Consider the following 13040-nt stretch of genomic DNA (forward strand, 5'->3'; position numbering starts at 1 on the left):
TTCAAAACGACAAATCATAAAGAATGTTTGCAGTGAAAGCTGCTTTATTTTGTTTCGTCCGTTGCTTGTTGCTCTGCTACGCGGTCAAGTGCCATCGTATAGGCATCGTTTCCGTAGTTCAAGCAGCGTTTGACACGTGAGATAGTGGCTGTACTTGCACCTGTCTCCGTCTCAATTTTATGATACGTATTTCCCTCGCGAAGCATACGTGCTACTTCAAGACGCTGTGATAAAGATTGAATTTCATTGATGGTACACAAATCATCAAAGAATCGATAGCATTCTTCCAGGTCTTTAAGGGATAAGATGGAGTTGAATAACTGATCTAAGCTTTTGCCCCTTAATTTATCAATTTGCATCTTTATACATCTTCTCCTTTACTATTGGCACACCGCTCCGCACTGACTTTTCCGAGAAAGCGGTATCTTTCCTGACTCATTTTTTTCAACCTCAGCAATGAGCTTTGAACGAATCATGACAGGTTTGGTTCTACGCTGAAAATGCCATCAGGTTCTTTCGTAAGCCGAAGCTTCTTTATCGTAAACAAATTCGACAAGTTTTGTCATATTCCTTGTGCGACAATCTGACAAACTTGTTTGCCTCCGATATCTAGAACACTTCTGCTCTGTTAAGTCTTTCCCTAAAAAAATAGTATGTGTAGAAAGCTTGGCGAGACGATAAACCTGCGCCCCGCCTTGCTTAATTATTCAAAATATGTTGGTCGGCCAGCGTAACCGACAGATTCATTTTACAATTGGGCACTTCATTCGTCATGTCAAAGCCCTATGCTTTGTCACCATATCTAGCAGCGAAGAGATCTCTTGCTTACTCCTGCCCTATAACAGCGGTCAGAAATCTAGCAAATATGATACAGCTCCACTCTGTTATATTTTAACGCATTATAGACGGAAAGAGTACAGTTTTTTTCATGACATCAAATATTCCTCTTGGCGTCACTCGAATATACGGCAAGTGTGTGCTTTGGAAAAAGACAAGTGTATCAATCGGGCAGTCAAATGGATACCCTCGCTCAATGAGTAGCTCGCGTAACGTTTGCTCCTGCTGAAGAACCGTTTCAAACGGTTCAGCTGATGCACAGCCTGATAATTGCAGCGGGATTTCATGCAAAATCTTCCCGTTTTCTGTGAGCACAATTCCACCGCCAATTTCTTTCATTCGCTTATGAGCAAGCATCATATCATCTTTATTTTTCCCAATCACTAAAATGTCACCAGTGGTTGAAAATGAGCTGACAAAGCCTTGCACCTTGTTTGCAAATCCTTTTAACATTGTGTTCACGCGCCACTCGCCTCTTCGATCAATCAAACTGAAGAAGCTTTGATCATGGTCACAGGACAGCTGGTTGACAGAGTTATCAATCTCCACTGTATAAGGCTCCATGATGACAGCATTGCGCATTTTGACACCAAGCGGCATTGAGAATTGCAAGTCACTCATCGTCAGGTCATAGCTTAAATCTAATGGTTCAAGCCCACCATTTTCCCATTTTGTCTCTTGGAATTGATGCTGGTTCTCCCCTCTAATTTCAGGATTACCCCTTTAGAAATCACCGTTTCTGGATTTGGATTCATCGGATCATCTAAAATATTCAAAGAAGCCAATCGGCCAGGACCGACCACGCCTAATAAGTCATCAATTTGATAGTATTTCGCAATGTTAAAAGTCGCCATATTGTACGCATCAATAGTAGGCACGCCTTCTTCAAGGGCAATGGAAATGAGACGATTGATCATGCCTTCTTCATAAAAGTGAGGCGCTGATCCATCTGTTGTATAGAAAAAGTGATCGTAGTGCCTAAAGTCACGCTCATGCAATTCCCTTAAAATGTTCACTAAATCTGGGCGGATGGAAGAATGACGCAAGGACACATGATAACCTAGAGACAAGCGTTTGAGCACATCGTCTGCATTCATTGCTTCATGATCACTGTCCGCTCCAAACAGCTTCATTTTTGTTAGCGTTTTCTCAGAAGCCCCAGGGAAATGCCCTTCAATTCGTTTTCTCTGCTTCTTCGTTTCTTGCATGCAATATAAAATGAGATCATCACCGTCCATTAATCTTGGCCAGCTCGTTAATTCGCCGCCTTGAAGGACGTCGGGGTGATCAATCCATTCTTTCCGATAGTTAATAGGAAGCATCTCATCTTCATACCTGACCTCGGTTTGAAGATCGTATCTAGACCACCAGAAATACTGAAATGGCTGCTTTTTTAATTCACATAGAGTGGAAAGCGCTTTCTTTTCATTGCTTTGCAAAAGAAGAAATAAGTTATCGCTGACCATCGTTGTTGTGCCAAATTGAGACACATATTCTGCAAGTGATTGGGGATTATAAATATGGAACGGATGCGCGTGAGGTTCAATATACCCCGGCACAATGTATTTACCTTCACAATCAATCACACGTTTAGCTGATTTATTTTGAGGAAGCTCTGCTCCGACATAAACAATTCGATCATCATGTATCCAAATATTTGCCTTCACCCATTGCTTCAAAAACGGGTTTAGCACGAGCCCATTCGTTAAAAGGAGTGTTGGAACTATTTTTGAGTCGACTACATCGATTTGTGTGCGGATGTCATTGTTTCTCCAATTAAAAGTACGTTCGGACATTCACATACTCTCCTTCATTTGTATTAGCCCTATCGTAACATAACGAACCACGTTACGCATTAATGAAACGTTACAATTTCTTGAAATCACACTTAAAATAATTTAAAAAAGGAGAATCACTTGCAATGAAACCTAATCTTGGCTTAATGGAAGCGCTCATGAGAATTGCCTGCGGAATGACGATATGTACTGTAGCTGGATCCTTATATGCTCGAAAACCATGGAGTAAAATGCTGCTTTTTGGCATCATGCTCGGCGGATTAAAATTGGGCTCTGGTATTCTTCGTTTTTGTCCAGTGACCTATATGTGTGAACAGCAGAATACACATAAAGAGAAGGCTGAGTAGACAGCCTTCGTCAGATCGTTGACAAAGGGGCTAAAATGATTTTTATTTTATCCCTTTGTCTTCCTCAGCGTGACATGAAAACCTTTGAAGTCTAGGAAGGGCGAGCACCGGAGCGGAGCGAATGTTACATTCGTGAGCACCGGCGCACAGACCAGCGGGCGAATGCGAGGGTTTATCTGCACGCTGGAGAAGGCTGAGTAGACAGCCTTCTTTTTTTTGTGTGTGAATCATTCCGCTGCTTCGCACCATTTGACCAACGTACCAGCAATGATTTCTGCTGCTTCAATCACATGTTTGATCTCAATGGATTCATTCGGGAAATGGGCAAGCTCTGTCGTTCCAGGTCCAAACACAATGATTGGGATATCCGCTGCTTGTGACAGTAATCCGCCGTCTGTCCCCCAAGGGGCGGCTTCCACCTTTGGCGGGTGCTGCATGACCTCTTCATATTGTTCCTTCAATAGACCTAAAAGCGGGTGATCAGAGTCGATTGACCCTGGAAGCCATCTAGCACCAAACCACTCCACCTCCACAGGATGTTCTTGAAACCAATCATCCTTTTCAGCGAGTCCAGTCATCCAATTTTCTAATTCCTTCTCTGCCTGCTCAACTGTCTCACCTGGCATCACACCAAGCCTGCCTTCCATTGTGACAAGATCTGCGACAGAGGACGGCCAATCACCGCCTTGAATTTTCCCAATGTTGATTGGAATTGGAATCGGGATATGCTGAAACAACGGCTCCGTCACTCGCTGATTTCTTTCTTTTTCTAGTGCCGCTATATGAGAAAGGACCACCGTGCTCTTTTCAATAGCAGAAACACCGTGATACCTTGTTCCGCCATGAGCTGCCCTTCCTTTAATATGCAGCCTGAACCACTTTGATCCTTGCTGAAGTGGAAAAATGTTCATATGACTTGGCTCTGGAATGATGGCAGCGTCCGCTGTGTACCCTTTCAATATCGCAGCAAGTGTGCCTGCTCCGCCGCTTTCCTCTTCGACGACACTATGAAACACCACATCTCCTTTCAGGGGAATCTGAAGCGCATGCAGTGCCTCAAGCGCAAAGAGTAAAGAAACGTTTCCACCTTTCATATCTGTTGCCCCGCGTCCATAAAGTCTCCCGTTTATGATATGCCCGCTGTAAGGCGGATATGTCCATTGATTCGTATCTCCTGCCGGAACCACATCTACGTGCCCGTTTAATAAAATCGATTTGCCGCCACCTTTTCCTTTCAATCGCCCAGCAACGTTGGGACTCCCCTGAAAAGCTCGGCGCGGGGAATAAAAATAAGGATGCTCTAGTAATTCATCACCGCCAATTTCCCAAACGTCTACATCAAAGCCAATGGCGGACAGTTTATTGGCCACGATCTGCTGCACGTCTTCTTCATTTCCTTGGGTGCTGTCACATTGCACCATTTGCTGAAGAAGCGTAATGGCTTCATCCTGATGCTCTTTCATCCAGTTTCTAATACGTGTCATTGGCTGCAAGTCGTTCATCCTTTCTACACAACAGATTTGACATCAGGCGCTAAAATTAATGGCGCTTCAGTCGCCCTTATGACATCTTCCGGCTGAAATGGCGGCATGACTTCACGTAAAATGAGCAGCTGAGACTTGACCTCAATGACCGCCATATCCGTAATAATCAAATCGACACACGCTTTAGCGGTTAATGGCAATGAACAAGCCGTTTTCACTTTAGATCGACCGTGTTTATCCAGATGGCTCATCACCACTACCACTTTTTTCGCTTTTTGCGCCAGCTCAATCGCTCCGCCCATACCCGGTACTCTTTTCCCCGGTACAATCCAATTGGCAAGATCCCCTTGGCTGCTTACTTCAAGTGCACCCAAAATCGTCATATCCAGCATGCCTTTTCGGATGATGCCAAAAGCAGTCGTACTGTCCATGTACGAGCCGCCCTTTGTCAACGTAATGGGAAAACCACCGGCATTGCACAAATTCGGATCTTCTTCCCCTTGCAGAGGCGAGGCTCCTGCCCCCATAATGCCGTTTTCTGCATGCAGCCACACCTCATAATGTGATGGAATGTAATCTGCTGCTAGGGTCGGAATGCCGATCCCAAGATTCACAATCATGCCATCTTCAATTTCTTGTGCTGCTCTTTTGGCAATGCGGTGTCTTAAATCGATGTCTCCCATGCCCATGTCCAGTTCACTCCTTTTGATTGCACGATTTGATTCACAAATACGCCTGGCGTCACGATTTCTTCTGGATTGAGCTGCCCCGCTGCCACAATTTCTTCTGCCTCCGCTATGGTCCAGTCTCCTGCCATCGCCACAATCGGGTTTGTATTCCGTGCGCTTTTATCAAAAATCAGGTTTCCCACTTCATCTGCTTTGTAGGCATTGACGATGGCAATATCCGCTGTGAGCGCAGGCTCTAACATATAATTCTTCCCATTCAGCTCAACCAATTGTTTCTCATCGAGATTCAGGCTATCCATCCCAACATCTGTCACAATGCCCGCCAGCCCCATTCCGCCTGCTCTGATTTTTTCTGCAAGAATGCCCTGCGGGTAAAAATGAACGTCTAATGTACCAGCCTGCATTTTCTGTCCGGCAATGGGATTTGAGCCGATATGAGAGGCGATGATTTTTTTCACTCTTCCTTCTGTGATGAGCCTGCCCACACCAATTTGCGGGAAACCTGCATCATTTCCGATCAATGTCAGATCTTGAATATTTGCTTCCAAAATGGCATCAATCAACGATGGTGGTGAACCCACGCCGCCAAATCCGCCAAACATGATGGTCATGCCATCTTTTAATCGCGTCATCACGTCATCCAAACCCACAGTTTTGTTCATGTTCGTTCCTCCTTACATAGCAGATGGGAAAAAGCCTCGATTGATCACTTCTTGTTCGACTAGTGTGATGGTCTGCCCGAATAAATCAATGAGTTCATCCATTTCCTGCTGTGTGATGGAAAGCGGCGGTGCGATCATAACCGCTGCGCCTCCGACTCCATCCTCTCCAGCGCTTGCTGGATACACCAGCAGTCCATTTTGTTTTGCCGTTTCAACGACGAGATTGGTTATCTGAGCATGTGCAGGAAATGGTGTTTTGGATAAACGATCTGCGACAAACTCAATGCCAATCAGCAATCCCTTCCCTCTCACATCTCCTATGATGGAATGATTGACTTGCAGATCTTTTAAAGCATTCATTAGATATCGCCCAGAAAGGTCAGCCCGGTCGGGAAGCTGATGTTTTTTCATATATCGAATGACCGCTAATGAAACGGCTGCTGAAAGCGGATTGGCACTATATGTGTGCCCTGCCATGACAGAGCCGGAGCCGCTGATAATCGGTGCCATCACACGATCCGTTGAGACAACTGCTGCGATTGGAGAATAACCTGCGCTCATGCCCTTTCCAAGAACCATGATATCTGGTACCGTGCTCCAGTGTTCCATCGCAAACATTTTCCCAGTTCGTCCAAAGCCCGTCATGACTTCATCTGCGATCATTAAAATGTCGTTTTCTACACAGACACGCTTCATCGCTTCGAAATATCCGTCTGGCGGCAGGAGCGCCGCTCCCGCTGCGCCAACAATCGGTTCAGCAATCAATGCGGCGATCCTCTCTTTTCCTATACGCTGGATGACGGTTTTAAATTCCTGGACATACCACTCGACCTGCTTGCTGTCTTCCTTTGGCAGCCATGACCTGTAGCTATAGGGCGGAGACAGCACTGGGTGCTTTTCAAGCAGTGGTTCAAAACGCTCTCTCCTTGCAATATGACCTGACATCGACAGCGCCCCTAATGTAATGCCGTGGTAACTCATCCATCTTGAGATGATATGATTTTTTTCCGTCTTCCCTGCTCTTGCCAATGCTGTATCGCCATTTTCATAGCAGTTTCCGTTGCCTCTGAACCGCTCCCTACAAAAAAAGACCAGTTCAGATCACCTGGGCAAAGTGTACTCAATTCATACGCTAGTTCTTCCGCTGGTTCATTCGTAAATTGTGACCTGTACGTAAAGCTCACCTTTTTCGCTTGCTCCGTCATCGCATCAATAATCTCTTGTATGCCATGTCCAATACTTGCCGTGACTGCCCCTGATGAGCCATCTATATATTTTTTTCCGTCCCGATCATATAAATAAATCCCCTCTCCTCTCACAGCCACAGGATATTGCTGATTTAACATCGGTTTGATTAAGTAATCCCGGGTCTCCACTTTGTCATTCCTCCCTCTCTTGTCAGCAGCTGCACTTTTCTTTTTACATGAATCGCAAGAAAATTTTGTATACTTGGTATAAGATTAGCTTAATCAAGAGGGCAGTCATCCTCCATTCGCCATATGCCCGAATTTCACGCGTGTTTTTTATACATGGTGTATAAGAGTGGTCAAAAGGAGGTCATGAGTCTATGGCGATTCTCGTCAAAGATGCACTCTCGCTCGATATGATGAAAGAAACCAAACTGCTTGCTGGAGAAAATGGACTGGATCGTCTTATCCAGTGGGTGACCATTGTGGAAATTATTGAGGACACGTCTAGACTTTCCGAAGGAGAATTACTTGTTACAACTGGATTTGGTCTGACAGAAAATAAAGAAAGACGCATCCGGCTTGAAAAATTGATTCAATCTCATCGTCTTTCAGCCATTGCCATTTATAAAGGCGTGTACTTAACGGAAATTCCCGCATCACTCATTGAAGCCGCCGAAAATAGCGGTATTCCGCTCATCGAGATTCCGCCCCATGTCAATTTTTCAGACATCACAAAAGCCGTTCTAGAACAAATCGTCAGCAGTCAGCTCCATCAGCTCAAATATTCTTCCGCGATTCATCAAAGACTGACCCATTTAAATGTGAGCAATAAAAATGTCACGCAAATTACAGATGAACTGGCACATCTCACAGCAGCAAATATCGTGGTGCTGGATGTATTTTTGCACCAAACAGCAGCTCATTTCGAAACAGATGAAGTGACCTATTCTCCTGCTTTTGGCTTTCTAACAGATGACGAACCGATTGAAACCTCTTCTCTGCTCAAGCAGGCAGAGGAAAAAGGGCGGCTCGTCTATGACACATATGGTGCGTTTGTTCTAGCGGCATGCCCCGTGATTGCAATGGGGGATATTTTCGGGTTCATTGTGGCGTTAAAGAAAAAAGAGACGTGGCACCATCTCGATGCCATCGCCATTGAGCATGCCGGTGCGGTGTATGCGATTGAATGGTTGAAACAAAAAGCCATTCAAGATACAGAAAACCAAATGCAGGGGCATTTATTGGATGATATGCTGCAACAGCAATACACAGAAGAAAGTTATGTCATCGAACAAGCAAGAAAGCTGCAATATGATATGAGTGAGGAACAAGTCGTCATCTACTTTCAATTTCAGCATCAGCACACACAGCTCGACCATCAAATGGTGCAGCGCCTATCCCAATTGCTCACATCCATTTTTGAACGCAGACAAATTCCTTTTTTATTAAAGGCAAGGCTTGATTCCATTTTCGTCCTGACACCAGCGGGGAAAAGCACTTTCCAAGAAACAAATTGGTATCGCGCATCAGAAGAATGCCGCAGTACTTGGTCTTATTTTTTCCCCGTCCATCCCATTGTGATTGGCATTGGAAGAGCCTACGACCAGATCAGTCTCTTTGCTAAAAGTGCAAAAGAAGCCCAGTATGCAGCAAGGCTCCTTCCTCTTTTGAAAACAGATGACAGCATCATTCATTATCAGAAGCTCGGTCTATATGGGATGCTGCTTGAAATGAACGAAGCCGGAATGAATTTGCATGACTTTTACGTGGAGCTGTTAAGCCCGCTGCTTTATACAAAAAAACAAGGAGCTGACCTCATTCATACACTCGAAGTGTATTTGGCACACAATGAAAATATTCAAAAGTCAGCGGGGGAATTGTTTATTCACCGGCATACGTTAAGCTACCGGTTGAAACAAATTGAAACGAGAACAGGCTGCAGCCTCAAATCCACTGATGATCGGATGAAGCTGCAGCTAAGTATCATGGCGTACCGCCTATCTGGTCTTCTTGATCAGATGAGAACCATTTCATGATTCATTTGGCGTTTTGACCCATAGATTCATATCTTCAATTTTGTCAAAAATATAGCAGTTGTTTTGAAAGCGCCCAGTGTATGTATACCCGAGCTGATAAAATACTTGATTCATTCCATAGGACAGTGCACGGGCAAGAGAATAAAAGACATAAATGTGCATGGATTGAAGCTCTTGTTCGAGGGCTAGAATCAAATGATGCATGAATCCTAGTTTTCTGTATGTGGGAAGGGTTGCACAATCTGTTAGTTCTGCATGACCATACGGTACATTGATTTCAGCGGATGCGGCACTTACAAGTTGACCGTCATGTTCAACGGCATAAAAAACCGTCCCTTCCTCCATTACCTTTCGGATGTAATCTGGCTCATTCATTGGCGTGGGGTACGTTTCAAAGACCGTATCATAGAGCGCTGCCAGCTTGTGCACATCCTCTGGACCGGCTTTCCTCATCACATACTCATCCTGCCACACGCCTTGGTCTTTTTTAATCGGCTTTTCTTGAATAGACGCAACGATTTCATCTTCCTTCAACCAAAATGGGCTGTTCATTCGATCTTCGGTCAGAAAGAGCGACATGCCGTATGCATCACTTCCGAGAAAATAATGAGAAAACACCCCTTCAAGCCGAAAGCCTTTTGCTAAAAAAAGAAGCATATGCTCGCGCCTTACTTTTACAATAACCTTAGACGCCTTGCAGTCCGCCGCTTCCTGAAGCACGGACTGAATCACATCCTGCACCCTGCCGCTATAGTCATCCAAACGAATTCGCTCATTGAATGGATCCATACAGATCAAAGCAGAAAAACGCTCGTTTGCAAGTTTCTTCAATTGCACCATACACTCATTCCCCTCTTAGCTAATGAAAAACTTCCAAATTAAAAATGAAGAAATAGCAATACCAGAAAAAATGGATAGGATCATATAACTAATGGCTACGCCTTTTTTCAATTTATTCTGCTTAATGGCAGTCACCATGATGTTATTTATAGTTATGAGATATAAAACAAGCATGACGTTTGCAAAGATGATAAATGCTTTGATTTCCATGTTTCCTCCCTAAATCTATTCGTAATCCCATACTACTTCTTCATCATCTGCCCGCATCCCTCCTATGAACAGAAGAAGAAAAAACACCTTTCCATCTCGTCAGATAGAAAGGTGTTTTGATTAAACGTTTTTCCCCGCAGCCTTCAGCGCACGGGCGCCAATGTCACGGCGATAAAATAAACCTGGCTGAATGATTTCTTCAACCGCTTCATACACTCTTGATCTTGCTGCTTCAAATGTGTCGTCAAATGCGGTCACATTTGCTACACGGCCGCCATTTGTGACGAATTGATCGTTTTCCTTTTTCGTTCCTGCATGGAAGGTGACGACATCAGAGACCGTTGTTTGCAAAGCACCGATTGGTGTGCCTTTTGCGTAGTCTTCCGGGTATCCTTCTGATGCAAGAACGACACTGACAGCAGCTGTGTCTTTCCACTGCAAGTCCACATCTTTTCCGTCCAGAATATCGAGGAATACTTGGACTAGATCTGATTCAAGACGAGGGAGCACTACTTGCGTTTCAGGGTCGCCAAAGCGTGCATTGAACTCAATGACCTTTGAGCCTTCTGGTGTCAGCATTAAGCCTGCATATAAAATGCCTGTAAACGAACGCTCTTCCTGCACCATCGCACGAGCTGCTGGTTTGACGACGTCTTCCACCGCTTTTTGTACCACTTCATCAGAAATTTGTGGAACCGGTGAATAAGCGCCCATCCCGCCGGTGTTTGGTCCTTTGTCATCTTCAAATGCCCGTTTATGATCCTGTGCGATCACCATCGGATACACCTTTTCTCCATTGACAAAGGCCATCAGAGAAAACTCTTCACCTGTTAAAAATTCTTCAATGACAACCGATGCACTCGCATCGCCAAACTTTTCATCCTCTAAAAAGTCATGCAGGCAGTTGATCGCCTCTTCAAGCGTCATTGCCACTGTCACGCCTTTTCCTGCGGCAAGCCCATCTGCTTTAATGACAATTGGGGCACCCTTTTCTTCCACATATGCCTTCGCTTCTTCAAACGATGTAAAAGTGGCGTAAGCGGCTGTCGGGATATCATAATTTTTCATTAAGTCTTTTGCAAATTCTTTTGAGCCTTCAATGATTGCGGCTTTTGCATTCGGTCCAAATACCTTGAGACCTGCTTCTTCAAATGCATCGACGACACCTGCAATTAAAGGAACCTCTGGACCGACAATTGTTAAACCGATGTTATTGTCTTTTGCAAAACGAATTAACGCCTCATGATCTCCCTCGTCGATCGGTACAAGCTTTGCTGCGTCTGTCATTCCATCATTGCCGGGTGCGACAAATACTTGGCTGACAAGTTCGCTTTGATTCACTTTCCATGCGATGGTATGCTCTCTTCCACCTCTGCCGATAATTAATACGTTCACACTGTCATCCCCTTAATGTTTGAAATGTCTAACGCCAGTGAAGACCATGGCGATGCCGTATTCATCTGCTTTTTGGATCGATTCTTCATCACGAATGGAACCACCTGGCTGGATGATCGCTGTGACGCCTGCCTTTGCAGCAGCTTCCACTGTATCGCCCATTGGGAAAAATGCATCAGAACCTAGTGCACTCCCTTTTGCCTTTTCACCTGCTTGCTCAATCGCAATGTTAGCCGAGCCAACACGGTTCATTTGACCAGCACCAATACCTGCTGTCATTTGATCCTTCGCTAGAACGATGGCATTTGATTTCACATGCTTGACGACTTTCCAAGCGAGCTTTAAGTCTTTCCATTCGTCTTCAGTCGGCTCTCTTTTCGTTGGGATAGAGATCGTTGCTTCCTCTAAGCCGTATGTGTCGATATCCTGAACGAGCAATCCACTATGAACACTTGTGAGCTGCTTTTCTTTTTTCCCAAGATCTGCTTCTACATCTAATGTTAGTAGACGAAGATTCTTTTTCGCTGTTAACACGTCAAGTGCTTCTTGGCTAAACGATGGTGCGATGACGATTTCTAAGAAAATCGTATGGAGCACCTCAGCCGTTTGCTTGTCTACTTCACGATTAAGCGCCACAATGCCGCCGAAAATAGACGTTTCATCTGCTTTAAATGCACGATCAAATGCTTCTGCAATCGTTTCTCCTGTCCCAACACCACATGGATTCATATGCTTTACAGCCACAGCCGCTGGCTCCGTAAATTCACGTACAATTTGAAGTGCTGCATCTGCATCTTTGATGTTGTTGTAGGAAAGTTCTTTTCCATGTAATTGCGTTGCAGTAGCTAAAGAGCCTTTGCTTGGAAGCGCATTTTCATAGAACGTCGCCGCTTGGTGCGGGTTTTCTCCATAACGAAGAGATTGCTTTTTCTCAAATGTGACTGTGAACTGTTCTGGCTCTGTTTCGCCAACAAAGTTCGTTAAATAATCCGCAATCAGTGCATCGTAAGCAGCCGTATGACGGAATACTTTTGCTGCAAGCTCACGTTTTTTCTCTAGTGAGACGCCGCCTTCTTTAATTTGTTGAACGACAGAATCATAATCACGCGGGTCTACAATCACAGTGACGTCCTGATGGTTTTTAGAAGCAGCACGAAGCATACCCGGTCCGCCAATATCAATGTTTTCAATCGCTTCTTCATACGTGACATCGTCTTTGGAAATGGTCTCTTTGAATGGATATAGATTCACAACGACAAGATCAATCGGCTGAATGCCGTGCTTTTCGATCTGTGCCATATGCTCCTCGTTTTCTCTCACTGCTAACAGTCCACCGTGAATGTTCGGATGAAGTGTTTTGAGTCGTCCGTCCATGATTTCTGGGAAGCCAGTCACTTCAGAAATACCAATGACATCAATGCCGTTCTCTTGAAGAAGTTTGTGTGTACCACCAGTTGAAATCACTTCAACGCCAAGTTCTGTTAGTTCTTTCACAAAAGGTACAAGATTTGTTTTATCGGAAACACTGATTAATGCGCGTTTGATCGTCATGCC

At 44.7% G+C, this 13040-nt stretch carries 10 protein-coding genes and 2 pseudogenes; 2 read left to right on the plus strand and 10 right to left on the minus strand.

All coding sequences use genetic code 11. The features are described 5' to 3' along the window. Positions 1-44 precede the first annotated feature (44 nt). Positions 45-359 carry a YerC/YecD family TrpR-related protein gene (locus KFQ09_RS06305; RefSeq protein WP_007496879.1) on the minus strand — a complete coding sequence of 105 codons (315 nt, stop codon included), beginning with the start codon at positions 357-359 and terminating at the stop codon, positions 45-47. A 532-nt stretch (positions 360-891) separates the two neighbouring features. Beyond that, positions 892-2633: pseudogene (locus KFQ09_RS06310) on the minus strand (adenine deaminase C-terminal domain-containing protein). Between the two features lie 125 nt (positions 2634-2758). Here KFQ09_RS06310 and KFQ09_RS06315 point away from each other — a divergent pair. Beyond that, positions 2759-2980 (plus strand): YgaP family membrane protein, encoded by a 222-nt coding sequence (locus KFQ09_RS06315; RefSeq protein WP_008344274.1) that lies wholly within the window; start codon positions 2759-2761, stop codon positions 2978-2980. 227 nt (positions 2981-3207) lie between these two features. Here the strand turns inward: KFQ09_RS06315 and KFQ09_RS06320 are convergent, their stop codons facing one another. The 4 genes and pseudogenes from KFQ09_RS06320 to KFQ09_RS06335 form a co-directional block, all read right to left on the minus strand. Next, positions 3208-4473 carry a peptidase gene (locus tag KFQ09_RS06320; RefSeq protein WP_255836117.1) on the minus strand — a complete coding sequence of 422 codons (1266 nt, stop codon included), beginning with the start codon at positions 4471-4473 and terminating at the stop codon, positions 3208-3210. Between the two features lie 14 nt (positions 4474-4487). After that, the gene (locus tag KFQ09_RS06325) at positions 4488-5153 is read right to left on the minus strand and encodes a 3-oxoacid CoA-transferase subunit B (protein WP_017359811.1); all 666 of its coding nucleotides are present in this window, start codon (positions 5151-5153) and stop codon (positions 4488-4490) included. Beyond that, the gene (locus tag KFQ09_RS06330; RefSeq protein ID WP_056705680.1) at positions 5129-5815 is read right to left on the minus strand and encodes a CoA transferase subunit A; all 687 of its coding nucleotides are present in this window, start codon (positions 5813-5815) and stop codon (positions 5129-5131) included. The genes KFQ09_RS06325 and KFQ09_RS06330 overlap by 25 nt, the downstream gene beginning before the upstream one ends. A gap of 12 nt (positions 5816-5827) precedes the next feature. Beyond that, positions 5828-7191, minus strand: a pseudogene (locus KFQ09_RS06335) (aspartate aminotransferase family protein). Between the two features lie 191 nt (positions 7192-7382). Between KFQ09_RS06335 and KFQ09_RS06340 the strand changes: the two are divergent. Continuing rightward, the gene (locus KFQ09_RS06340) at positions 7383-9041 is read left to right on the plus strand and encodes a PucR family transcriptional regulator (protein WP_255836118.1); all 1659 of its coding nucleotides are present in this window, start codon (positions 7383-7385) and stop codon (positions 9039-9041) included. Here KFQ09_RS06340 and ablB read toward each other — a convergent pair. From ablB to purH, 4 genes are all read right to left on the minus strand, one after another. Further along, positions 9036-9881, minus strand: coding sequence for a putative beta-lysine N-acetyltransferase (gene ablB, locus KFQ09_RS06345; RefSeq protein WP_071167947.1), 846 nt, complete (start codon positions 9879-9881; stop codon positions 9036-9038). The two genes, KFQ09_RS06340 and ablB, sit on opposite strands and share 6 nt — an antisense overlap. 15 nt (positions 9882-9896) lie before the next feature. Then, on the minus strand, positions 9897-10091 hold the full coding sequence (locus tag KFQ09_RS06350; RefSeq protein WP_035703540.1) for a hypothetical protein: 195 nt from the start codon (positions 10089-10091) through the stop codon (positions 9897-9899). A 120-nt stretch (positions 10092-10211) separates the two neighbouring features. Beyond that, positions 10212-11486: a phosphoribosylamine--glycine ligase gene (purD, locus tag KFQ09_RS06355; RefSeq protein ID WP_113747738.1), complete on the minus strand. Its 1275-nt coding sequence runs from the start codon at positions 11484-11486 to the stop codon at positions 10212-10214. 12 nt (positions 11487-11498) lie between these two features. Further along, a complete protein-coding gene (gene purH / locus KFQ09_RS06360; RefSeq protein ID WP_074041660.1) occupies positions 11499-13037 on the minus strand; it encodes a bifunctional phosphoribosylaminoimidazolecarboxamide formyltransferase/IMP cyclohydrolase in 1539 nt (512 codons plus the stop codon). Positions 13038-13040: the final 3 nt, after the last annotated feature.

Source organism: Bacillus sp. FS02 (assembly GCF_024398395.1).
GTDB lineage: Bacteria > Bacillota > Bacilli > Bacillales > Bacillaceae > Bacillus > Bacillus altitudinis.